Origin of the sequence: Pseudomonas sp. S32 (assembly GCF_016648095.1) — a bacterium.
Lineage (GTDB): Bacteria > Pseudomonadota > Gammaproteobacteria > Pseudomonadales > Pseudomonadaceae > Aquipseudomonas > Aquipseudomonas parafulva.
In genome coordinates, this window is record NZ_JACVVF010000014.1 from 67,917 (window position 1) to 91,687 (window position 23,771).

General features: G+C 64.0%; 15 protein-coding genes. 5 read left to right on the top strand and 10 right to left on the bottom strand.

Annotated features, from left to right (window positions below):
* Nucleotides 1–37: 37 nt before the first annotated feature.
* The 9 genes from hutG to IAE38_RS10340 all read right to left on the bottom strand — a co-directional run bounded on the left by hutG (nucleotide 38) and on the right by IAE38_RS10340 (nucleotide 14,950).
* A complete protein-coding gene (gene hutG / locus IAE38_RS10300) occupies nucleotides 38–841 on the bottom strand; it encodes an N-formylglutamate deformylase (protein ID WP_201217459.1) in 804 nt (267 codons plus the stop codon).
* 10 nt (nucleotides 842–851) lie between these two features.
* Nucleotides 852–2,057: an imidazolonepropionase gene (gene hutI, locus IAE38_RS10305; RefSeq protein WP_201217460.1), complete on the bottom strand. Its 1,206-nt coding sequence runs from the start codon at nucleotides 2,055–2,057 to the stop codon at nucleotides 852–854.
* A 15-nt stretch (nucleotides 2,058–2,072) separates the two neighbouring features.
* Nucleotides 2,073–3,476: an amino acid permease gene (locus IAE38_RS10310; RefSeq protein WP_201217462.1), complete on the bottom strand. Its 1,404-nt coding sequence runs from the start codon at nucleotides 3,474–3,476 to the stop codon at nucleotides 2,073–2,075.
* A gap of 64 nt (nucleotides 3,477–3,540) precedes the next feature.
* Nucleotides 3,541–5,097: a histidine ammonia-lyase gene (hutH, locus tag IAE38_RS10315; protein WP_201212044.1), complete on the bottom strand. Its 1,557-nt coding sequence runs from the start codon at nucleotides 5,095–5,097 to the stop codon at nucleotides 3,541–3,543.
* 82 nt (nucleotides 5,098–5,179) lie between these two features.
* Nucleotides 5,180–6,853 (bottom strand): urocanate hydratase, encoded by a 1,674-nt coding sequence (gene hutU, locus IAE38_RS10320; RefSeq protein ID WP_201217464.1) that lies wholly within the window; start codon nucleotides 6,851–6,853, stop codon nucleotides 5,180–5,182.
* A gap of 416 nt (nucleotides 6,854–7,269) precedes the next feature.
* On the bottom strand, nucleotides 7,270–9,600 hold the full coding sequence (ligA, locus tag IAE38_RS10325) for an NAD-dependent DNA ligase LigA (protein ID WP_201217465.1): 2,331 nt from the start codon (nucleotides 9,598–9,600) through the stop codon (nucleotides 7,270–7,272).
* Nucleotides 9,601–9,698: 98 nt separating this feature from the next.
* Nucleotides 9,699–10,592: a cell division protein ZipA gene (gene zipA, locus IAE38_RS10330; RefSeq protein WP_201164653.1), complete on the bottom strand. Its 894-nt coding sequence runs from the start codon at nucleotides 10,590–10,592 to the stop codon at nucleotides 9,699–9,701.
* Between the two features lie 206 nt (nucleotides 10,593–10,798).
* Nucleotides 10,799–14,287 (bottom strand): chromosome segregation protein SMC, encoded by a 3,489-nt coding sequence (gene smc / locus IAE38_RS10335; protein WP_201217467.1) that lies wholly within the window; start codon nucleotides 14,285–14,287, stop codon nucleotides 10,799–10,801.
* Between the two features lie 3 nt (nucleotides 14,288–14,290).
* Nucleotides 14,291–14,950, bottom strand: a complete 660-nt coding sequence (locus IAE38_RS10340) for a GntR family transcriptional regulator (protein WP_028632151.1) — start codon at nucleotides 14,948–14,950, stop codon at nucleotides 14,291–14,293.
* Between the two features lie 268 nt (nucleotides 14,951–15,218).
* Between IAE38_RS10340 and xdhA the strand changes: the two genes are divergently transcribed.
* Genes xdhA through guaD form a run of 4 tightly spaced genes read left to right on the top strand, consistent with a single transcriptional unit; the run spans nucleotide 15,219 to nucleotide 21,242 of the window.
* Entirely contained in the window at nucleotides 15,219–16,673 is a 1,455-nt protein-coding gene (gene xdhA, locus IAE38_RS10345) for a xanthine dehydrogenase small subunit (RefSeq protein WP_201217469.1), read from the top strand.
* Complete coding sequence (gene xdhB / locus IAE38_RS10350) at nucleotides 16,666–19,065, top strand: xanthine dehydrogenase molybdopterin binding subunit (RefSeq protein ID WP_201214473.1); 2,400 nt, start codon at nucleotides 16,666–16,668, stop codon at nucleotides 19,063–19,065. Before xdhA ends, xdhB begins: the two co-directional genes overlap by 8 nt.
* Before the next feature lie 10 nt (nucleotides 19,066–19,075).
* Entirely contained in the window at nucleotides 19,076–19,921 is an 846-nt protein-coding gene (gene xdhC / locus IAE38_RS10355; protein WP_201164649.1) for a xanthine dehydrogenase accessory protein XdhC, read from the top strand.
* A 10-nt stretch (nucleotides 19,922–19,931) separates the two neighbouring features.
* Nucleotides 19,932–21,242, top strand: a complete 1,311-nt coding sequence (gene guaD, locus IAE38_RS10360; protein ID WP_201217470.1) for a guanine deaminase — start codon at nucleotides 19,932–19,934, stop codon at nucleotides 21,240–21,242.
* A gap of 15 nt (nucleotides 21,243–21,257) precedes the next feature.
* Here guaD and IAE38_RS10365 read toward each other — a convergent pair whose 3' ends face one another.
* Entirely contained in the window at nucleotides 21,258–22,013 is a 756-nt protein-coding gene (locus IAE38_RS10365; protein ID WP_060483524.1) for a GntR family transcriptional regulator, read from the bottom strand.
* 280 nt (nucleotides 22,014–22,293) lie between these two features.
* Here IAE38_RS10365 and IAE38_RS10370 point away from each other — a divergent pair, with 280 nt between their 5' ends.
* The gene (locus IAE38_RS10370) at nucleotides 22,294–23,643 is read left to right on the top strand and encodes an NCS2 family permease (protein ID WP_201217472.1); all 1,350 of its coding nucleotides are present in this window, start codon (nucleotides 22,294–22,296) and stop codon (nucleotides 23,641–23,643) included.
* Nucleotides 23,644–23,771: the final 128 nt, after the last annotated feature.

Sequence of the window (23,771 nt, forward strand, 5' to 3'; positions counted from 1 at the left end):
CCAATTTTTGTGGGGCAGCCTAGAAAGCGCGGCGCGGCTAACACCCGTACCGCGCACGGCCCCAGTCCAGCATGGCCTGCAGCAGGTCACGCAGCACGTGTTGGGTGGGCTGGGCCAGGTCTTCGCGGTAGTCGAAAGGCGCGTGCTCCTGCATGTAGGTGCTTTGCGCAAGCTCCAGCTGTACCGCATGGATATGCCCGGCCGGGTCACCATAATGACGGGTGATGTGCCCGCCCTTGAAGCGGCCATTGAGCACATGGCTGTAGCCTTGGGCTTGTGCACACACCGCTTCCAGCTGTTGCGCAAGGGCGGCATCGCAACTGGCGCCATTGAAGGTGCCGAGGTTGAAATCCGGCAGCGTGCCATCGAACAGGTGGGGGATGCATGAGCGGATCGAGTGGGCATCCCACAGCAGGGCGTAGCCAAACTGCGCGCGCAGGCGCTCAAGCTCGCGCTGCAATGTGCCGTGGTACGCCTGCCAGACCTGCTCCAGGTACTGTTGGCGTTGCTCGGCGGTAGGTGCCAGCCCGTCCTTGAACAGGGGCTGGCCGTCGAACAGCGTCGCGGGGAACAGGCCAGTGGTAGCCCCGGCGTACAACGGCTTGTCATCCTGCGGGCGGTTCAAGTCGATAACGAAGCGTGAGTACTCCGCCGCCAGCACACTGGCGCCCATTTCCTGGGCAAAGCCGTACAGCCTGGGGATATGCCAGTCGGTGTCCGGCAAGCCTTGCGCTGCATCGACCAGCCCGTCGCGCACCGCGCTGCTCAAGCGCAGGCCGGCATGGGGCATGCTGATCAACAGCGGCAGGCGGCCTTGGTGAAAACTCAGTACCTGTTCCATGGGGCCTCGCTCAATGGGTGATTTCTTGCCCGCTGCGCACGATGCGCTTGGGCAGGTCGCCGCCCAGCCAGTAGGCCAGGTCGGCGGGGCGTTCGATGTGCCAGGCCACGAAGTCGGCCACCTTGCCCGCTTGCAACGTGCCATGGCTGTGGCCAAGGCCCAGCGCGGTGGCGGCGTGCACGGTGACACCAGCCAGGGCCTCTTCAGGTGTGAGGCCAAAGCAGGTGCAGCCCATGTTCAGCATCAGGCGCAGTGACAACCCGGGCGAAGTACCCGGGTTCAGGTCGGTGGCCAGGGCCATCTTCACACCGTGGCGGCGCAATGCAGCCATCGGCGGCAACTGGGTTTCCCGCAGAAAGTAGAACGCCCCGGGTAGCAACACCGCGACCGTTCCGGCGGCCGCCATGGCGATGGCGTCCTCTTCGGTCATGAACTCCAGGTGATCGGCCGACAGCGCCTGGTAGCGGGCGGCCAGGCTGGAGCCGTGCAACGATGAGAGTTGCTCGGCATGCAGCTTGACCGGCAAGCCCAGTTCGCGCGCCGCGATGAACACGCGCTCTACCTGGGCGGGCGAGAACGCCAGGTGTTCACAGAAGGCGTCCACCGCATCCACCAGGCCTTCGGCAGCCAACGCCGGCAGCATGTGCTCGCAGATGTGCGTGATGTAATCATCAGGCCTGCCACTGTACTCGGGCGGCAGTGCGTGTGCGGCCAGGCAGGTAGCGCGCACGGTCAGCGGCAACGCCTGCCCCAGGCGCCTGGCCACGCGCAGCATCTTGCGCTCGCTGGCAAGGTCAAGGCCGTAGCCGGACTTCACTTCCAGGGTGGTCACGCCGTCACGCATCAGGGCCACGACCCGCTGACGGGCGCTGGCGAACAGCGCCTCTTCACTGGCCGCCCGGGTGGCACGCACCGTACTGGCGATACCCCCGCCCTGGGCGGCAATTTCGGCGTAACTCACGCCTTTCAGACGCTGCTCGAACTCGCCACTGCGGTTACCGCCAAACACGGCATGGGTATGGCAGTCGATAAGCCCAGGCGTCACCCAGGCACCGCCCAGGTCCACCGTGCGCTCGGGCATGGGCGCGGTCAGCTCGGCCTTGGGGCCCACCCATTCCACAAGCCCATCACAGGTGACGATGGCTGCGTCTTCGACCGCCGAATAATGGCCGTCGACCATGGTTGCCACGTGGCAGTGCTGCCAGAGGGTTCTCATGTACAGTCTCCTTTGCTAACGGTGCAGTTCGGCACGTTCCGCAACCGGCCTGCCCTGCCCGGCGCGCGGCTTGCACCACAGCAGGTAGGACGCCACCAGGAACACCAGCCACACCAGCCCGACCAGCAATGCCGCCTGGGTGTCGGGGAAGTAGCCAAGCACACCGAAGATGAACACCATGAACGCGATCGCCATGGCCGGGCCGTAGGGCCAGAACGGTACCGGGAACTTGAGCTTGGCCATCTGCTCACGGCTCATGCGCCGGCGCATGGCAACCTGGGTCACCAGGATCATCAGCCAGACCCACACCGTGGCGAAGGTAGCGATGGAAGCAATCAGCAGGAACACGTTTTCCGGGATCAGGTAATTCAACAGCACGCCGATCAGCAGCGCAGCGCCCATCACCATTACGGTCATCCAGGGTACGCCGTGCCGGGACAGGTGGCTGAACCCGCGTGGTGCATGGCCTTGCTGGGCCAGCCCATACATCATGCGGCCCGCGCCGAAGATGTCGCTGTTGATGGCAGACACCGCCGCAGAGATCACCACGATGTTCAGCACCGCTGCTGCAGAGCCGATCCCCAGGTTGCTGAAGATCTGCACGAAGGGGCTGCCCTGGCTACCGATTTGCGGCCAGGGGTACAGGCACATCAGCACGAACAGGGTGAGCACGTAGAACAGCAGGATGCGCAGCGGCACCGCGTTGATCGCCTTGGGGATCACCCGCTGCGGGTCCTTGGCCTCGCCTGCGGTCACGCCGATGATCTCGATGCCGCCAAACGCGAACATCACCACCGCGAAAGAAGCGATCAGGCCCCCTACGCCATTGGGCATGAAGCCGCCATGGTCGAACAGGTTGCCGAGGCCAACCGCATGGCCGCTACCCACCTGGCTGAAGCCGAACGCCATGATGCCCAGGCCTGCCAGGATCATGGCGATAATGGCGCCGACCTTGAGCAGCGACAGCCAGAACTCCATCTCGCCGAAGACCTTGACGTTGCACAGGTTCAGGCCGCCGATCAGGAAGACAATGCCCAGCACCCAGATCCAGCGGGCTACTTCCGGGAACCAGAAGCCCATGTAGATACCGAAGGCGGTCACGTCGGCGATGGCCACGATGACCATCTCGAAGGCGTAGGTCCAGCCGAGGATGAAGCCCGCCATGGGCCCCAGGTACGTGCTGGCGTAATGGCCGAAGGAACCGGCCACGGGGTTGTGCACGGCCATTTCACCCAGGGCGCGCATGACCATGAACACCGCTGCGCCGCCGATCAGGTAGGCCAGCAGCACGGCAGGGCCGGCCATCTGGATGGCAGAAGCGGAGCCGTAGAACAGGCCGGTACCGATGGCGGAACCTAAGGCCATGAAACGGATGTGGCGGGCACTGAGCCCGCGTTTGAGACCTTGAGCTTGTTGCATGTCACGTCCTTGAATTGTTTTTGTGGTCGTGAGGGCACGGGGCTGCTGCGCAGCCCCTCAGGCATTACAGGCTGGGCAGTACCCCCGCCGGCAGCAAACCGGTCAGGCTGCCTTTGGCCAACAGTTCCACAGCCTTTTCGATGTCCGGCGCGAAGAAACGGTCACGGTCATAGTGCGGTACTTCGCTGCGCAGCGCCTGGCGGGCCTGCTCCAGCTTGGCCGAGGTCTTCAGGCCCTTGCGCAGGTCCAGCCCCTGGCACGCACCCAGCCACTCGATCGCCAGCACCCCACGGGTGTTTTCGGCCATCTCCCACAGGCGCTTGCCGGCTGCCGGGGCCATGGACACGTGGTCTTCCTGGTTGGCAGACGTCGGCAGGCTGTCGACACTGTGCGGGTGCGACAGCGCCTTGTTTTCGCTGGCCAGTGCCGCTGCGGTCACCTGGGCGATCATGAAGCCCGAGTTGACCCCGCCGTTTTCCACCAGGAACGGCGGCAGCTGGGACATGTGCTTGTCCATCATCAGCGAGATGCGGCGTTCGCTGAGCGAGCCAATTTCGGCAATGGCCAGGGCCAGGTTGTCGGCGGCCATGGCTACCGGTTCGGCGTGGAAATTACCCCCGGAAACCACGTCGCCTTCGGCGGCAAACACCAGCGGGTTGTCCGATACGGCGTTGGCCTCGACACCCAGCACCTCGGCGGCCTGGCGCAACTGGGTAAGGCAGGCTCCCATGACCTGCGGTTGGCATCGCAGCGAGTAAGGGTCCTGGACCTTGTCGCAGTTCTTGTGCGACAGCGAAACCTCGCTGGCTTCGCCCAGCAGGTCGCGGAAGCAGGCTGCCGTATCGATCTGCCCGCGCTGGCCGCGCACCTCATGGATACGGGCATCGAACGGCGAGCGCGAACCCAGCGCAGCCTCGACGCTCAGGGCACCACAGGCGATGCCAGCCGCATACAGGTCTTCGCCATGGAACAGACCCCGCAGGGCGTAGGCGGTGGAGGCCTGGGTACCGTTCAGCAGGGCCAGGCCCTCTTTGGCCGCCAGGGTCAGGGGCTCAAGGCCGGCAACGGCCAGCGCTTCAGTTGCGGGTAACCACTGGCCGTGGTGACGGGCCTTGCCCTCGCCCAGCAGCACCAGCGACATGTGCGCCAATGGCGCCAGGTCACCGGAAGCACCTACCGAACCCTTCAGCGGAATGTGGGGGTACACCTCGGCGTTCACCAGGGCGATCAGCGCATCGATCACCTTGCGGCGAATACCCGAGAAGCCGCGGCTGAGGCTGTTGATCTTCAGCACCATGATCAGCCGCACCAGGGCATCGTCCAGCGGTGCGCCAACCCCGGCGGCATGGGACAGCACCAGCGAGCGCTGCAGGTTTTCCAGATCGTGGCTGGCGATGCGGGTGGACGCCAGCAGGCCGAAACCTGTGTTGATGCCATAGGCGGTGCGGTCTTCGGCAATGATCTGTTCGACACAGGCCACGCTTGCGTCGATACCGGCCGCAGCCCCTGGGTCGAGCTGCAGGCGTACGGGCGCGTCATGAATGGCGCGCAGCTGGGCAAGGGTCAGGGCGCCGGGCTTGAGGGTAAGTTGGGTCACGTTGCTACTCCAGTCGCGGGGCATGGCGGGCGTGTCTGTCGGCGCCGGCGTGCCCCTTCTTGTTGTTCAGTATCACCCGCGAAGGGTGCGAGCCAAAGCGTGGCGGTCAGCCGGTGATCATCGGCAGGTCCAGACCTTGCTCGCGGGCGCAGTCGATGGCGATGTCGTAGCCAGCATCGGCATGGCGCATTACGCCGGTGCCAGGGTCGTTGGCCAGCACCCGGGCGATGCGGGCGGCGGCTTCATCGGTGCCGTCGCACACGATGACCATGCCGGAGTGCTGGGAGAAGCCCATGCCAACGCCGCCCCCGTGGTGCAGCGATACCCAGGTGGCACCGCTGGCCGTATTGAGCAGGGCGTTGAGCAGCGGCCAGTCGGAAACGGCATCGGAACCGTCGCGCATGGCTTCGGTTTCGCGGTTGGGGCTGGCTACCGAGCCGGAGTCCAGGTGATCGCGGCCAATCACGATGGGCGCCGACAACTCGCCGCTGCGGACCATTTCGTTGAACGCCAGGCCCAGCTTGGCGCGCAGGCCCAGGCCCACCCAGCAGATGCGGGCTGGCAGGCCCTGGAAGCTGATGCGCTCGCGGGCCATGTCCAGCCAGCGGTGCAGGTGGGCGTCGTCGGGGATCAGTTCCTTGACCTTGGCATCGGTCTTGTAGATGTCCTGGGCATCGCCAGACAGCGCGGCCCAACGGAACGGGCCGATGCCGCGGCAGAACAGCGGGCGGATGTAGGCCGGGACGAAGCCTGGGAAGTCGAAGGCATTGGCAACGCCCTCTTCCTTGGCCATCTGGCGAATGTTGTTGCCGTAGTCGAAGGTGGGAATGCCCTGCTTCTGGAAATCGAGCATGGCCTGCACATGCACGGCCATGGACTGCTTGGCCGCCTTGACCACGGCAGCCGGCTCGGTCTGGGCGCGGTCACGGTATTGCTCCCAGCTCCAGCCTGCGGGCAGGTAACCGTTGAGCGGGTCGTGGGCGCTGGTCTGGTCGGTGACCATGTCCGGGCGTACGCCGCGCTTCACCAGCTCGGGCAGAATTTCAGCCGCGTTGCCATGCAGGGCGATGGAAATGGCCTTGCCCTCGGCGGTATAGCGGGCGATACGGGCCAGGGCGTCGTCCAGGTCGATGGCCTGTTCATCCACATAGCGGGTTTCGAGGCGGAAATCGATACGGCTCTGCTGGCATTCGATGTTCAGCGAGCAGGCGCCGGCCAGCGTAGCGGCCAGGGGCTGAGCACCGCCCATGCCGCCCAGGCCGGCGGTAAGCACCCATTTGCCTTTGAGGCTGCCGCCATAGTGCTGGCGGCCTGCTTCGACGAAGGTTTCGTAAGTACCTTGGACGATGCCTTGGCTGCCAATGTAGATCCAGCTGCCGGCGGTCATCTGGCCGTACATGGCCAGGCCCTTGGCATCCAGCTCGTTGAAGTGTTCCCAATTGGCCCAGTGCGGGACCAGGTTGGAGTTGGCGATCAGCACGCGGGGCGCGTTGCTGTGGGTCTTGAACACACCCACGGGCTTGCCCGACTGCACCAGCAAGGTTTCGTCGTCTTCCAGGCGGGTGAGGGTTTCGACGATCTTGTCGTAGCAGGCCCAGTTGCGCGCAGCACGGCCAATGCCGCCGTAAACCACCAGTTCCCTGGGGTTTTCTGCCACTTGGGGGTCCAGGTTGTTCATCAGCATGCGCAGCGGGGCTTCGGTCAGCCAGCTCTTGGCGGTGAGCTTGTTGCCACGGGGGGCACGGATTTCAACGTCACGGTATTTGTTGTTGTCGGTCACGGGAAGGTCCTCTGCGGTCGTCCGCGGGCAGATGGGGCATGGCGGGTATACAAACACATCTTTACTTGTATGTACAAGCATGGACAACCGAAATTTCTAGATGACTCTAGGGGCCTCACGGTGATTTACCGACGAATGCGGTTGGGCTGGCGGGTGTTCGCCTTTATAGGTGCAGCGCCTGGGAGATCGAGCGCCGCCCGCGCGGCGCTCGGTCTCATAGGCGCAGATCATGTTGCGGCGAACACCTGGCGGCCCTGATGCAATCTCTGCCCCGGACCCTCCACCGGCAGAATGCGGTTGGGCTGGCGGGTGTTCGCCTTTCCAGGTGCAGCGCCTGGGAGATCGAGCGCCGCCCGCGCGGCGCATCGCGAGCTGCGCTCGCTCCTACGGGGGCGGAGTGAGGCAGCTTGGGATTATCAGGCCGTTATACCGTGCCCGGCCAAAAACGCCACGAACGCATCTTCATCCAGCACCTTGAGCCCCAACTCGCTGGCCTTGGCCAGCTTGGAGCCTGCACCGGGGCCTGCGACCACGCAGTGGGTCTTGCCAGAGACGGAGCCTGCCACCTTCGCCCCCAGGCTCTCCAGCTTGTCCTTGGCAATGTCCCGGCTCATGCGCTCGAGGGAACCGGTGAGCACCCAGGTTTGACCGGCCAGCGGCAAGCCTTCTGCCACTTTCTTCTCGCTGTGCCAATGCATGCCGAAGGCCAGCAACTGGGCTTCGATATCGCGGGCCAATTGCTGATTGGCAGCATCACGGAAAAACTCACGCACAGCGTCAGCCTGTTTGGTATTGAGCGCCTGGCGCAGGTCGATACCGTCGGCGGCGATGATCTTGTCCAGGCTATCGAGCTTGGCCACCAGCTTTTCAGCCCCGGTTGGGCCAACGGAGGCAATGTCCAGCTTGGCAATCAGGCCGGCAAGTGTGGTGCTGGCGGCAAACTCGGCAGCCAACTCACCTTCATCCTGCAATTGCATACCACTGTCCAGAAGTTGCTGGATAACCTTCTGGTTGTGCTCGTCTTCAAAGAAGTTGTGAATTTCATACGCCACCTCCAGGCCGATATCAGGCAGGTAGGTAAGCACCTGCGGCAAGGCTTGCTGCACGCGCGCCAGGCTGCCCAGCGAACGGGCCAGCACCTTGGCGGTTTCCTCGCCCACATCCGGAATGCCAAGGGCGTAGATGAAGCGTGCCAGGGTGGGTTGCTTGCTGGCTGCAATGGCATCCAGCAGTTTTTTGCTGGACACTTCGGCAAAGCCTTCCAGGCCCACCACCTGGTCGAACTCCAGCTTGTACAGGTCTGCAGGCGAGGCGATCAGGCCTTCGTCCACCAGCTGCTCGACGCTCTTCTCGCCCAGGCCGTCTATGTCCATGGCGCGGCGCGAAACGTAATGGATAATCGCCTGCTTGAGCTGGGCACCGCAGGCCAGGCGGCCGACACAGCGGTACACCGCACCTTCGCTGGTGGTTTCCTTGCCCTTGCTGCGCTTGACCAACTGGGTGCGCTCCACCTGCGACCCACACACCGGGCACTGGCTGGGCACCTGCACCGGGCGGGCGTGCTCGGGGCGGCGCTCCAGCACCACCTGCATCACCTGAGGGATCACGTCCCCGGCACGCCGGATGATGACGGTATCGCCGATGCGCAAGCCCAGGCGGGCGATCTCGTCCATGTTATGCAGGGTGGCGTTGGACACCGTCACACCAGCCACCTTCACCGGTTTCAGGCGCGCCACCGGCGTCACCGCCCCCGTACGCCCCACCTGGAACTCGACGTCCAGCACCTCGGTGAGCTCCTCCATGGCGGGGAACTTGTGGGCGATGGCCCAGCGCGGCTCACGCGCGCGGAACCCCAGCTCGCGCTGGCTGGCCAAGCTGTTGACCTTGAACACCACGCCGTCGATTTCATAGGGCAGGCTATTGCGCCGCTCACCAATGTCGCGGTAGTACTCAAGGCACTGCTCGATGCCTGCTGCATGGCGCAACTCGCGGCTGATGGGCAGGCCCCAGGCCTTGAGCTGCTCAAGCGTGCCGATATGGCTGTCGGCGATGGGTGCAGCCACCTGGCCAACGCCATAGCAGCAGAACTCCAGGGGCCGGCTGGCAGTGATTTTCGAATCCAGTTGGCGCAGGCTGCCAGCAGCGGCGTTGCGCGGGTTGGCGAAAGTCTTGCCCCCGGCCTCGGCCTGGGTCGCATTCAGCCGGTCGAAGCCGGCCTTGCTCATGAACACCTCGCCACGCACCTCAAGCACGGCTGGCCAGCCTTGGCCCTGCAGCTTGAGGGGAATGTTGCGCACGGTGCGCACGTTGGCGCTGATATCCTCGCCGGTAGTGCCATCGCCCCGGGTTGCGCCCTGCACCAGGTGACCATCCCGGTAAAGCAGGCTGACTGCCAGGCCGTCCAGCTTCGGTTCGCAGCTGTAATCCACCGCACCGGGCAGGTCGAGGCCCTCCACCACGCGGCGCCCGAATTCACGCAGGTCAGCCTCTTCGAAAGCGTTGCCCAGGCTGAGCATGGGCACTTCGTGACGCACCTGGCTGAATGCAGCCAGTGCCGCCCCACCGACGCGCTGGGTAGGCGAGTCGGGGGTGACCAGGTGCGGGTTATCGGCCTCAAGCGCCTTGAGCTCGTTGAACAGGCGGTCGTATTCGGCATCGGGAACGCTGGGCTCGTCGAGCACGTAATAGCGGTAGTTGTGCTGGTCGAGCTCGGCACGCAGTTCGTGGATACGGGTTTCGGCGGTCATTTTCAGGATCTCTTGCAAAGCAAAAGAGCAGCACTGGGCTGCTCTTGCACTTGAAACAGGGTGGACAGGGCTTGGCCAGACCTATCCACTTGGGCACATCAGCGCTTCTGGGTCAGCGCCCGGCGCTCGAACTCGACAATGCGCTGGCGGTAGTGCTCGATGGTCTGGGCGGTCAGCACACTGCGCTGGTCGTCCTTGAGCTCGCCGTTGAGTTCGTGGGCCAGCTTGCGTGCTGCGGCCACCATCACGTCGAAGGCCTGCTTCGGGTGACGAGGGCCTGGCAGCCCCAGGAAGAAGCTGACGGCACGGGTGCTGAAGTGGTCGATGTCATCCAGGTCGAACACGCCTGGCTTCACGGCGTTGGCCATGGAGAACAGCACTTCACCGTGACCGGCCATGCTTTCGTGGCGGTGGAAGATGTCCATTTCGCCAAAGCGCAGGCCGCTTTCCAGAATGTTCTGCAACAATGCCGGGCCTTTGAAGCCGCCGTCGTCGCGGGAGATAACGCTGATCACCAGCACCTCTTCGGCAGGCGGCAGCTCCTTCACGCTGGTGTTGGCAGGCGCGGTGGACGTGTTGCGGGTATTGTCCGCGGCGAAGTCGTCATCGCTGTCGGCAAACAGGTCCGCTTCGCGGGGTTCGGCGGCAAGGCCCAGGTCGCCACGCGGGGCATCTGCCGCCGCTGCGGCACGCTTGGGACGCTTGCTGGCTTTGACCGGCTTCACTTCGCGTTCGCGGTCGCGGCCCGACGCGCTGAGCGACGGCAAGTCGCTTTCGTCCAGCTCAGGCTCCTTGTGGTTATCCAGCACGCGGGAAGGGCCGAGCACCTCGGCGCTGCCACCCTCATCGTCCGCCACATTGGAGTAACTGCGGTCCAGACGGAATTTCAACTTGCCCTTGCCGCCGCGCATGCGGCGCCAGCCGTCGAAAAGAATACCGGCAATGACAATGATGCCGATGACGATCAGCCACTCGCGCAGACCGATTTCCATGTAATCCCGTGCCTCTAATAAAAATATGCTTGAAAACAAAGGCTTCAAAGGCCTTTAACACGTGGCGCCAACTCTATGTTCTGACAGGCGTTTTACCCACGCAAAAAACGAGTGACATTAAGCTAGCACGACCAAAGACAACTTTACACCGTCTGTCACACATGACAGGGGTATTTCACCGCACAATTCGCCCTCAGGGCTGCGTATCACCCGTCGACCATGGCCATGGCCGCCTCCACATCAACTGCAACAAGACGTGAACAACCCGGTTCATGCATGGTCACCCCCATCAGCTGATCGGCCATTTCCATGGCGATCTTGTTGTGGGTGATGTAGATGAACTGCACGCTTTCACTCATCTCCTTCACCAGCCGGGCATACCGCCCGACGTTGGCATCGTCCAGCGGTGCGTCGACTTCGTCGAGCATGCAGAACGGTGCCGGGTTCAACTTGAAAATGGCGAAAACCAGCGCCAGTGCCGTCAGTGCCTTCTCGCCGCCGGACAGCAAATGGATGGTGCTGTTCTTCTTGCCCGGGGGGCGCGCCATGATCGTCACCCCTGTATCGAGTAAATCTTCGCCCGTCAGTTCCAGATAAGCGCTGCCACCACCGAAAACTTTTGGGAAAAGTGCCTGTAATCCGGCATTTATCTGATCGAAGGTATCCTTGAAGCGGTTGCGGGTCTCCTTGTCGATCTTGCGGATGACGTTTTCCAGGGTTTCCAGCGCTTCCACCAGGTCGGCATCCTGGGCGTCGAGGTAGCGCTTGCGCTCAGACTGCTGCTCGTATTCTTCGATGGCCGCCAGGTTGATGGCGCCCAGGCGCTGGATGCGCGCGTCCAGTTGCTCCAATGCCTGCTCGGTGCCCGGCTCGGTGGCTTCTGGTTCAAGCGTAGCCAGCACGCCTTGCAGGTCATAACCGTCGGCGAGCAGCTGCTCCTGCAACGTGTTGCGGCGTACATCCAGGCCCTGGCATTCCAGGCGCAGCTGTTCAAGCTGGCCGCGCAGCAACTGGGCCTGTTGCTCGGCCTGGGTGCGGCGTTTTTCGGCATCGCGCAGTTCGCGGTCGGCCTCATCCATGTGCAGGCGGGCCTGGCGCATTTCCTCGTCGACCCCCATGCGCCGTTCCAGCAGTTCTTCGAGCTTGAGGCGCAGTTCTTCGAGGGGTGCTTCACCCTCCTCCAGGTTCAGGCTCAATTGCTCCTGCCGCTCACTCAGGCGTGCCGCCTGCAGCTCCAGGCGCTCCAGGGCCTGACGGGTGGAGTCATGCTGGGCCCGCAGCGAGCCCAGGCGCACGGCCAGCTGGTGGGCGTGGTCCTTGTGCTGGCGCGCGTCCTGGCGCAGCCGGTCCAGGCCCTCACGCAGCCGGTCACGCGACGCCATCAACTGCTCGCGCTGCTCGGTGTCCTGTGCCATCAGCTCCAGGGCCTCCTCCAGCAGCAGCCGGGACTCGCCCAACTGTTCGTGCTCAAGGGTGCGTTGCTCTTCCAGCTCGGCCAGCTCTTCCTGCAACCGGCGACGCCGCAGTTCCACCTGTTCGGCGCGGGCGCGCCCTGCCGACAGGCTGGCCTTGAGCTCACCGAGCAGGCGATTCTCTTCCTGGGCGCGGCGGCGCAGTTGCTCGCGCTGCGCCTCCAGCGCCTGCTGCTGTTCGCGCAGGGCCTGGGCCTGCTGCTCAAGCTGCTGCAAGGCGTCCGCCTGCAGCAGCTGCTGTTGTTGCAATTGCTCGATTTCTTGCCCGCGGGCCAGCACCCCGCCTTCGCCGCTGCCACCGCGCCGGACCCGCAAGAAGCGCCGCCCTACCCAATAGCCGTCACGGCTCACCAGGCTCTGGCCCGGCGCCAGCGTGGCCCGCCGCCTCAGCGCCTCGGCCAGGTCCTCCACCGGTTGCACCTGCGCAAGCCAGGGGGCCAGGTCGGCGTGCCCCTGTACTTTGGCCAGTAAACTCCCAGGTATGGGCGCCGCCTCACCCCCTGCCTCCAGCAGGCACAGTTCGCCTTGCTCAAGGCCGGCCAGGTCCAACTGGTCGAAATCCTCCACCAGTACAGCCTGCAAGTCGGCGCCCAGCACCGCTTCCACAGCCAGCTCCCAGCCCGGCTCTACCCGCACGCTTTCGGCCAGGCGCGGGAGGTTGCTCAGGCCGCGCGCCTGCAGCCACTCGGTAGCCCCGGTGCCCGGTTCAAGGGCGGCCTGCTGCAACGCCTCCAGCGACGCCAAGCGGCCGCCCAGGCGCTGCTGGTCACCCTGGGCCTGCTGCTGGGCCTGCCCCGCTTGCTGCAATTGCTCGCGCACACGTTCCAGGTGTTCTACCAGCTGTTGTTCGTCGAGCTGCAGTTCGTCCAGCAGCAATTCACTGCTGGCCACTTGTTCGGCCCATTCGAGCATGGCCGCGCCCTGTGGGTCTTCACCCAACTGCGCACGCTCCTCGCCCAGCTTGCGCTGACGGTCTGCCAGGCGCTCCAGGCTGGTTTCAAGTTGCTGCAAGCGCGCCTGCTGCACCTCGGCCTGGCGCCGCGGCTCGGCAGAACGGCTGTTGAAGCTGTCCCATTGCTCCTGCCAACCCTGCATGCCGGCCTCGGCTTCTTCCAGGGCTGCGGCCGACAGTTCGGCAGCGGCAACCGTCATGTCCTGCTCAGGCTCGAGCATGGCCAGCTCTTCACCCAGGGTTGCGAGCAGGGTGCGGTCGTGGCCCAGGTGCGACTCGGTTTCCAGGCGCGTACGCTCGGCTTCCTTGAAGTCGTCCTGCAACTGGCGCAGACGCTGCTGGCCATGCTGAATGCTCTGCTCCACCCGGGCAATGTCGCCGGCCACCGAATAGAAGCGGCCCTGCACCTGATTGAAGCGCTCGGACAATTCATGATGGCCATCGCGCAGCCGCTCGATGCTGGCGTCAGCATTGCGTTGCTCGGCCACCAACGCCTCGTGGGACACATCCTGGTCGCCGATCACCGCCTGGCGCTGGCGCACCCGCTCGTCCAGGTCGCGCCAGCGCAACGCCGACAACCGTGCCTTCAACTGCCGCTCCTGGGCCTTGAACTCACGGTACTTCTCTGCTGCCTGGGCCTGGCGCTGCAGGCGCTCCAGCTGGCGCTCCAGCTCTTCGCGCAGGTCGGTCAGGCGGGCGAGGTTTTCCTGGGTGCGGCGGATGCGGTTCTCGGTTTCGCGGCGGCGCTCCTTGTACTTGGAAATACCGGCCGCTTCTTCGATGAAGTTGCGCAGTTCCTCGGGCTTGGCCTCGATCAGCTTGGAGATCATGCCCTGCTCGATGATCGAGTAGCTGCGTGGGCCCAGGCCTGTGCCCAGGAAGATGTCGGTGATGTCCCGGCGCCTGCACTTGGTGCCGTTCAGGTAATAGCTGTTCTGCCCGTCGCGGGTGACCTTGCGGCGGATCGAGATTTCCGCATAGGCGGCATATTCGCCCACCAGGGTGGTTTCGCTGTTGTCGAACACCAGTTCGATGCTGGCCTGGCTGACCGGCTTGCGGCCGCTGGAGCCGTTGAAGATGACATCGGTCATCGACTCGCCGCGCAAGTTCTTGGCCGAGCTCTCGCCCATCACCCAGCGCACCGCGTCAATGATGTTGGACTTGCCACAGCCATTGGGGCCCACCACTGCGGCCATGTTGCTGGGGAAATTCACCGTGGTCGGGTCGACGAACGACTTGAACCCCGCCAGCCGAATGCACGTCAGGCGCATCGGTCAGCCTCGGCCCAGCGCCGCCAGCACCAGCTCGCAACTGCGCTGGCCGTAGGCGGTTAGCACCTCGCGAATGCGCGGCAGGTCACGCACGACCACGGCGTCGAGCAGGCGGGCGAACAGGTCCAGGTAATCGTTCATACTGGCCTGGCGCTGGTCCAGCGACAGGTAGTAGGCGCGGCTCATGGCAGGCTGCAGGTTTTCGACCGTTTCCTGCAGGAAGGGGTTGTCGGCGAAGGGGTAAGCGGCGCGCATCACCGCAAAGCTCTCGGCCACGAACGCTTCGATGTCCCGCTGCTCATGAGCCAGCTGCAAGCGCTGCTGGATGGCCAGAAAGGGGCGCAAGTCGGCCTCCAGGCGCCATTTTTGTGCAACGGCGTTGCCCAGCAGAATATAGAACTCGCTCATCAGCGCACACAGGCTGCGCACGCTGCGCTCGTCCAGCTCGGTCACATGGGCCCCGCGGCGCGGCAGAATGGCGATCAGATGGCGGCGTTCGAGGATCAGCAGCGCCTCGCGCACCGAACCGCGGCTGACGTTGAGGGCCTGGGTAACCTTCAGCTCTTGAATGCGCTCGCCTGGCGCCAGCTCGCCGCGAATGATGCGCTCGGCCAGGTAGTCGGCAATCTGCTCGGAGAGGCTGTCCGGGGCCTTGAACGTCATGGTTTTCCTTCAAAATCATTGAACTGGGCACAAGGGGCGAAGTGTAGCGTAATTGCATACGCGTAGCGCAGAGGGGGCACCGGGTTTATTTGACCGATGGGACAGCTGCCAGCTCGGCGCGATCTATGCTTGTAACAAGCACGAAGCACCCGCTTGGGCCTGACCGCGCATCATTTCCTGACCTTTGAGTCAGAAAATTATTGACCCGAAACACGGGTGTTGCTTAGAGTCGGCCCAACAACAATAAAATCCTCTGCGAGGTCACCCCGTGATCCAGTTTCTCGTCAACCAGGTGCTGCGCAGCGAGCACGCCCTGGACCCGAACATGACCGTGCTTGAATACCTGCGCGGCCCGCTGGGCAAGACCGGTACCAAGGAAGGCTGCGCCAGTGGCGACTGCGGCGCCTGCACCGTGGTCGTCGGCGAACTCACCACCGGCCCCGGTGGCACCGACAGCTTGCGCTACCGCAGCCTCAACGCCTGCCTTACGTTCGTTTCCAGCCTGCATGGCAAGCAACTGATCAGCGTCGAAGACCTCAAGCACCAGGGCCAGTTGCACAGCGTGCAGCAGGCCATGGCCGACTGCCACGGCTCGCAGTGCGGCTTCTGCACCCCAGGCTTTGTGATGTCGCTGTTCGCGCTGCAAAAAAACAGCGACGGCCCCGACCTGCAGCGTGCCCAGGAAGCCCTGGCCGGTAACCTGTGCCGCTGCACCGGCTATCGGCCCATCCTCGATGCCGCCCAGGCGAGCTGCAGCCAACCGTGCCGCGACCAGTTCGATGAGCAGCAGGCCCACACCATCGCCCGCCTCAAGGCCATTGCCCCCACCCAGACCGGGGAGTTGAACAGCGGCGACAAGCGCTGCCTGGTGCCACTCACCGTGGCCGACCTGGCCGACCTGTACAGCTCGCACCCTGAGGCACGCCTGCTGGCTGGCGGCACCGACCTGGCGCTGGAAGTCACGCAGTTTCACAAGACGTTGCCGGTGATGATCTACGTGGGCCACGTGGCCGAACTCAAGCGCATCGAGAAAACCGCCACCCACCTCGAGATCGGCGCAGCCGCGAGCCTGACCGACTGCTATGGCGCCCTGCATGACGATTACCCGGACTTCGGTGCCCTGCTGCATCGGTTCGCCTCGCTGCAGATCCGCAACCAGGGCACGCTGGGCGGCAACATCGGCAATGCCTCGCCCATCGGCGATTCCCCACCCTTGCTGATCGCCCTCGATGCGCAGGTTGTGCTGCGCCAGGGCGAGCGCCAGCGGGCCTTGCCACTGGAGCAGTACTTCATCGACTACCGCGTCACCGCACGGGAGGAAAGCGAGTTCATCGAGAAGATCCTGGTGCCGCGGGCCAACCGTGAGTGGGCATTCCGCGCCTACAAGGTTTCCAAGCGCCTGGACGACGATATCTCGGCGGTGTGCGCGGCCTTCAACCTGCGTATCGAAAACAGCGTGGTGCGTGAAGCCCGGGCCGCGTTCGGCGGCATGGCGGCCATCCCCAAGCGCGCCCGTGCCTGCGAGGCCGCCCTATGCGGCGCTGCCTGGAACCAGGCCACTGTGGAGCGGGCCTGCCAGGCCCTGGCCGAGGACTTCACGCCACTCAGCGACTTCCGCGCCAGCCAGCAATACCGCTTGCTCGCCGCTCAAAACCTGTTGCGCAAATACTTCATCGAACAGCAATCGCCGCACATCGAAACCCGGGTGACCGCTTATGTCTAACCATCAGATCGCCAAGAGCCAGGCCGAGATGGCCGAGCTGTTCAGCCAGGACCTCACCACCGGTGTGGGGCGCAGCGTCAAGCACGATAGCGCCGACAAGCACGTGGCCGGCGAGGCGGTTTACATCGACGACCGCCTGGAGTTTCCCAACCAGTTGCATGTCTACGCCCGTACCGCCGACCGGGCCCACGCCCGCATCGTGCGAATAGACACCACGCCGTGCTATGCCTTCGAAGGTGTACGCATCGCCATCACCCATGAAGACATCCCAGGCCTCAAGGACATCGGCCCAGTGGTGGCAGGTGACCCGCTGCTGGCCATCGACAAGGTCGAGTTCTTCGGCCAGCCGGTATTGGCGGTGGCCGCGCGCGACCTGGACACTGCGCGCCGCGCGGCCCTGGCCGCCATCGTCGAGTACGAAGACCTGGAGCCGGTGCTGGACGTGGTACAGGCACTGCGCAACAAGCATTTTGTGCTCGACAGCCACACCCACCAGCGCGGCGACAGCGCAGCGGCACTGGCCAGTGCCCCGCACCGGCTGCAAGGCACCCTGCACATCGGCGGCCAGGAGCACTTCTACCTCGAAACGCAGATCTCATCGGTAATGCCCAGCGAAGACGGCGGCATGATCGTCTATTGCTCCACCCAGAACCCTACCGAGGTGCAGAAGCTGGTGGCCGAAGTGCTGGACGTGCCCATGCACAAAGTGGTGCTGGACATGCGCCGCATGGGCGGCGGCTTCGGCGGCAAGGAAACCCAGGCCGCCAGCCCCGCCTGCCTGTGCGCCGTCATTGCCCGCCTGACCGGCCAGCCCACCAAGATGCGCCTGCCACGGATCGAAGACATGACCATGACCGGCAAGCGCCACCCGTTCTACGTGGAATACGACGTAGGCTTCGACGCCACTGGCCGGCTGCACGGCATCAACCTCGACCTGGCCGGCAACTGCGGCTACTCGCCCGACCTGTCCGGCTCGATCGTGGACCGCGCCATGTTCCACTCCGACAACGCCTACTACCTGGGCGATGCCACCGTGCACGGGCACCGCTGCAAGACCAACACCGCCTCCAACACGGCCTACCGTGGTTTCGGCGGGCCGCAGGGGATGGTGGCCATCGAACAGGTCATGGACCACATCGCCCGGTACCTGGGGCTCGACCCGCTGAGCGTGCGCAAGGCCAACTACTACGGCAAGACCGAGCGCAACGTCACCCATTACTACCAGACGGTCGAGCACAACATGCTCGAGGAGATGACGGCCGAGCTGGAAGCCAGCTGCGATTACGCCGAACGCCGCGAGGCCATCCGCCGCTTCAACGCTGCCAGCCCGGTACTGAAAAAGGGCCTGGCGCTGACCCCGGTCAAATTCGGTATCTCGTTCACCGCCACGTTCCTCAACCAGGCCGGGGCGCTGATCCACATCTATACCGACGGCAGCATCCACCTGAACCACGGCGGCACCGAAATGGGCCAGGGGCTGAACACCAAGGTGGCGCAAGTGGTCGCGCAGGTGTTCCAGGTGGATATCAGCCGCATACAGATCACCGCCACCAATACGGACAAGGTGCCCAACACCTCGCCAACGGCAGCCTCCAGCGGGGCCGACCTGAACGGCAAGGCGGCGCAGAACGCAGCAGAAATTCTGAAAAAACGGCTGACCGAATTCGCCGCCCGCCATTACCAGGTCACCGAGGAAGACGTGGAGTTTCGCAATGGCCACGTACGCGTGCGCGAACAGCTCGTGAGCTTCGAACAGCTGGTACAACAGGCGTATTTCGGCCAGGTGTCGCTGTCCACCACGGGCTTTTACCGCACGCCGAAGATTTTTTATGACCGCAGCCAGGCACGTGGCCGGCCCTTCTACTACTACGCGTTTGGCGCCGCCTGCGTGGAAGTGGTGATCGACACCCTGACCGGCGAGTACCGCATGTTGCGCGCCGACATTCTCCACGACGTAGGGGACTCGCTGAACCCGGCCATCGACATCGGCCAGGTGGAAGGCGGCTTCATCCAGGGCATGGGCTGGCTGACCACCGAGGAACTGGTGTGGAACAGCAAAGGCAAGCTGATGACCAATGGCCCGGCCAGCTACAAGATCCCGGCCGTGGCCGACATGCCGCTGGACCTGCGGGTGAAGCTGGTGGAAAACCGCAAGAACCCGGAGGACACGGTGTTCCATTCCAAGGCCGTGGGTGAGCCCCCCTTCATGCTCGGCATCGCTGCCTGGTGTGCGATCAAGGATGCCGTGGCCAGCATTGCCGATTACCGGGTACAGCCACAGGTGGATGCACCGGCGACGCCGGAGCGGGTGTTGTGGGGCTGTGAACAGATGCGCAAGGCGGGGGCTGCCGTGCAACCGGCGGTGCTCGAACTGGACACTGTGAACCACTGAGGGCTGCATCATGCATCAATGGATCAATGCCCTTGCCGACCACCAGGCCCGTGGCGAGGCCTGCGTGCTGGTGACCATCATCGAGGAGCGCGGCTCCACCCCGCGCAATGCCGGCTCGAAGATGGTGGTCAGTGCCACCGGGCTGTTCGACACCATCGGTGGCGGCCACCTGGAATACAAGGCCCTGCACATCGCCCGGCAGATGCTCGACGAGCAGCGCACCTCGCCACACCTGGAGCGCTTCAGCCTGGGCGCCAGCCTGGGCCAGTGCTGCGGTGGCGTCACCGTGTTGCTGTTCGAACCCATGGCCACGGTGCAGGCGCACATCGCCGTGTTCGGCGCGGGCCATGTGGGCCGCGCTCTGGTACCCTTGCTGGCTGCCCTGCCCTGCCGGGTGCGCTGGATCGATTCGCGCGCGCAGGAGTTTCCGGCCTTCATCCCCGACGGGGTTACCCAGGTTGTGAGTGAAGAGCCGGTAGACGAAGTGCAGCACCTGCCGCCGGGCAGCTACTGCATCGTCATGACCCACAACCACCCGCTTGACCTCGAACTGACCGCCGCCATCCTCAAGCGTAACGACTTCACCTGGTTCGGCCTGATCGGCTCGAAAACCAAGCGTGTGAAGTTCGAGCATCGCCTGCGCGAGCGCGGCCATGACCCTGCGGTGATCGCGCGCATGCGCTGCCCCATGGGCCTGGCCGAGGTCAAAGGCAAGCTGCCGATCGAGATTGCCGTGTCCATCGCCGGCGAAATCATCGCCACCTACAACGCCCGCTTCGGCCAGCACGACGCTGCCGCCAATGCCGGCCCCATTGCCCAGTTGCTGCCGCCCTCCCGGCGCAGCCAAGCTATTTGACGAGTGTGATATGACCGTTACCCGCAAAGCCTACCGTGCCGCCATCCTGCACAGCATCGCCGACCCCGCCGAGGTCGGCCTGGAGGCCTCCCACGCGTACTTCGAAGATGGCCTGCTGGTGGTCGACCAGGGGCGCATCAGCGCCGTGGGCCACGCTGCCGACCTGCTGCCGACCCTGCCGGCCGACATGCCGGTGGAGCACTACCCGGACGCGTTGATCACCCCGGGCTTCATCGACACCCATATCCACTTCCCGCAGACCGGCATGATCGGCTCCTACGGCGAGCAGCTGCTGGACTGGCTGAACACCTACACCTTCCCCTGTGAAAAGCAGTTCGCCGACAAGGGCCACGCCGATAACGTCGCGAAAATCTTCCTGAAGGAGCTGCTGCGTAACGGCACCACCACCGCGCTGGTGTTCGGCAGCGTGCACCCTGAATCGGTCAACGCCCTGTTCGAAGAAGCAGAACGCCTGGACCTGCGCCTGATTGCCGGCAAAGTGATGATGGACCGCAACGCACCGGACTACCTTACCGACACCGCCGAGTCAGGTTATGCCCAGAGCAAGGCCCTGATCGAGCGCTGGCACGGCAAGGGCCGCCTGCACTATGCCGTTACCCCCCGTTTCGCGCCGACCAGCACGCCCGAGCAACTGGCCATGGCCGGGCGGTTGCTCAAGGAGCACCCTGGGGTGTACCTGCACACGCACCTGTCGGAAAACCTGAAGGAAATCGACTGGGTAAAATCGCTGTTCCCGGAACAGAAAGGCTACCTGGATGTGTACGACCACTTCGAGCTGCTGGGCGAGCGCTCGGTCTTTGCCCATGGCGTGCACCTGTGCGACGAAGAATGCCAGCGCCTGGCAGACACCGGTTCGGCAGTGGCGTTCTGCCCCACCTCCAACCTGTTCCTGGGCAGCGGCCTGTTCAACCTGCCCCAGGCCGAGCGCTTCAAGGTCAATGTGGGCCTGGGTACCGACGTGGGTGCCGGCACCAGTTTCTCCCTGCTCAACACCCTGAATGAAGCCTACAAGGTGATGCAGCTGCAGGGCGCGCGCCTGCACCCGTACAAATCCCTGTACCTGGCCACCCTGGGCGGTGCCCGTGCGCTGCGCCTGGACGACCGGATCGGCAGCCTGCGCCCGGGTAACGACGCGGACTTCGTGGTGCTGGACTACAAGGCCACGCCACTGCTGGACTACCGGATCCAGCAGTCCAAGAGCATCGAGGAAACATTGTTCGTGCTCACCACCCTGGGCGATGACCGCACCATTCGCGAGACCTACGCAGCAGGGCGCTGCGTGCATCAACGCGATGCCTGACGCACCCGCAAGGTGTCAGCCTTTGGCTGCCACCTTGGGTTTCTTCAGCAAATGGGAGAACACCGCATGCAGGTCGTCCGAGGCGCTTTCTTCGTCCAGGTTCAGCTTGCTGTCGATGTGATCCATGTGGTGCATCATCAGGCTCACCGCCTGGGCCGCATCGCGCGCCTCGATGGCATCGATCAGCTGCATGTGCTCATCGTACGAACAGTGCGAACGGTTGCCGCTTTCGTACTGAGCGATGATCAACGAGGTTTGCGATACCAGGCTGCGCTGGAAACTCACCAACGGCGCATTGCCTGCAGCCTCGGCCAGCTTGAGGTGGAATTCGCCGGAGAGGCGAATACCTGCGCCGCGATCACCCCGGGAAAAGCTGTCGCGCTCTTCTCGCACCATGTGGCGCAGCTCGGCCAGTTGTTCGGCGGTGGCGTGCTGCACCGCCAGTTCAGTGATGGCCCGTTCCACCATACGCCGCGAGAAAAACACCTGGCGCGCCTCTTCCACCGTGGGGCTGGCCACCACTGCGCCGCGGTTGGGCCGTAGCAGCACCACGCTTTCGTGGGCCAGACGCGACAGGGCGCGGCGGATGATGGTACGGCTGACGCCGAAGATCTCGCCCAGGGCTTCCTCGCTCAACTTGGTGCCCGGCGCCAGGCGCTGCTCCAGGATGGCCTCGAAAATGTGCGCGTAGACGATGTCGTCCTGGGTGCCACTGCGGCCGGCCTTGCCGGCACGCGCAGGTTTTTTCAGAGGTTGCAGCTGGTCGTTCATGGGCGCTCGAGCATGAAGGAAGGTATGGCGTCATTGTACACAGGCTGAGCCGTTTCTGCAGGTGGCCTTTTGCGCATATAGCGAATGTACGGCGCACTGCGCATACAAAATAAAAAACAGTATTTGCATTCTTTGTACACAAACGCATAATCGCCCTGTCAGTTTCCTGACCTATAGGTCAACAAAAAACCGGTGACTGCCACCCCTCTCGGAGCCGCCAAGTGCATTGCTCAGGACAACGGGCTCCATAACAACAAGAAAGACTTGAGGAGTACTCGCTGTGGAAAGCCGCAAATCCGAAGCCCCCCTGCTGGATGCTGCACCGCCCCGCGAAACGGGCTGGCTGGAACGCATCTTCAAACTCAGGCAGCACGGCAGTACCGTCAGAACCGAGCTTATCGCCGGGGTGACCACGTTCATCACCATGGCCTACATCATCTTCGTCAACCCCAACATCATGGCCGACGCCGGCATCGACCACGGTGCGGCGTTTGTCGCCACCTGCATCGCCGCCGCATTGGGTTGCCTGCTGATGGGCCTGTACGCCAACTGGCCGGTTGGCCTGGCGCCTGGCATGGGCCTGAATGCCTTCTTCACCTACACCGTGGTCGGCACCATGGGCTACAACTGGGAAACGGCGCTGGGCGCGGTATTTGTGTCAGGCGTGCTGTTCATGTTCCTGACCCTGTCCAGGGTGCGCGAGTGGCTGCTCAACAGCATTCCTGTGAGCCTGCGCCACGCCATGGGTGCGGGCGTGGGGCTGTTTCTTGGGCTGATCGGCCTGAAAACCGCCGGCATCATCGTTGCCAGCCCATCCACACTGATCAAGCTGGGCTCGTTGCACGAACCGGCGCCGCTGCTGGCGGCCGTGTGCTTCCTGCTGATCGCCATCCTCAGCTACAAGCGGGTGTTCGGCGCCATTCTGATCAGCATCATCGGCGTTACCTTGGCGGGCTGGGGCCTGGGCCTGGTGAAGTTCGGCGGCGTGGTCTCGATGCCGCCAAGCCTGGCCCCTACCTGGATGGCCATGGACGTGGCCGGTGTGTTCAACGTCAGCATGATCAGCGTAGTGCTGGCATTTCTGTTCGTGCACATGTTCGATACGGCGGGCACGCTGATGGGTGTGGCCCAGCGGGCCAACCTGGTGGCGCCGGACGGGCGTATCGAAAACCTGTCCAGGGCGCTGAAGGCCGACAGCGCCTCGAGCGTGTTCGGTGCCGTGGTCGGCGTACCGCCGGTGACCAGCTACGTTGAAAGCGCCGCCGGCGTAGCCGCCGGCGGCCGCACGGGCCTGACTGCCGTGGTGGTGGGCGTACTGTTCATCGCCGCCATGTTCTTCGCCCCCCTGGCTGGCATGATCCCGGCGTACGCCACGGCCGGCGCCCTGATCTACGTGGCAATGCTGATGATGGGCAGCATGGCGCACATCAATTGGGACGAAGCCACCGACAGCATCCCGGCAATTGTCACGGTGATCATGATGCCGCTGACCTTTTCGGTTGCCGACGGCATTGCGCTGGGCTTTATCAGTTATGTGGCGTTGAAGGCCGGCACCGGCAAATACAAAGAGGTTTCCGCCAGCCTGTGGGTGCTGTGCGTGATCTTCATTGCGAAGTTTTTGTTCTTGTAAAGCGAGTTTTTATAACTAAGGCGTCTGAGCGCCTTAGTTATACAGGAGACAGCGATACCGCCAGCATTCTAAATAAACACCGCCTGATATTTTTGTCAGATGCACGGCTGAAGAAGGTTTGATACAAC

Excerpts from the sequence above, each read along its gene's own strand:
- hutG (WP_201217459.1), bottom strand. The coding sequence starts at position 841 with ATGGAACAGGTACTGAGTTTTCACCAAGGCCGCCTGCCGCTGTTGATC.
- hutI (WP_201217460.1), bottom strand. The coding sequence starts at position 2,057 with ATGAGAACCCTCTGGCAGCACTGCCACGTGGCAACCATGGTCGACGGC.
- IAE38_RS10310 (WP_201217462.1), bottom strand. The coding sequence starts at position 3,476 with ATGCAACAAGCTCAAGGTCTCAAACGCGGGCTCAGTGCCCGCCACATC.
- hutH (WP_201212044.1), bottom strand. The coding sequence starts at position 5,097 with ATGCCCCGCGACTGGAGTAGCAACGTGACCCAACTTACCCTCAAGCCC.
- ligA (WP_201217465.1), bottom strand. The coding sequence starts at position 9,600 with ATGACCGCCGAAACCCGTATCCACGAACTGCGTGCCGAGCTCGACCAG.
- zipA (WP_201164653.1), bottom strand. The coding sequence starts at position 10,592 with ATGGAAATCGGTCTGCGCGAGTGGCTGATCGTCATCGGCATCATTGTC.
- smc (WP_201217467.1), bottom strand. The coding sequence starts at position 14,287 with ATGCGCCTGACGTGCATTCGGCTGGCGGGGTTCAAGTCGTTCGTCGAC.
- IAE38_RS10340 (WP_028632151.1), bottom strand. The coding sequence starts at position 14,950 with ATGACGTTCAAGGCCCCGGACAGCCTCTCCGAGCAGATTGCCGACTAC.
- xdhB (WP_201214473.1), top strand. The coding sequence starts at position 16,666 with ATGTCTAACCATCAGATCGCCAAGAGCCAGGCCGAGATGGCCGAGCTG.
- xdhC (WP_201164649.1), top strand. The coding sequence starts at position 19,076 with ATGCATCAATGGATCAATGCCCTTGCCGACCACCAGGCCCGTGGCGAG.
- guaD (WP_201217470.1), top strand. The coding sequence starts at position 19,932 with ATGACCGTTACCCGCAAAGCCTACCGTGCCGCCATCCTGCACAGCATC.
- IAE38_RS10365 (WP_060483524.1), bottom strand. The coding sequence starts at position 22,013 with ATGAACGACCAGCTGCAACCTCTGAAAAAACCTGCGCGTGCCGGCAAG.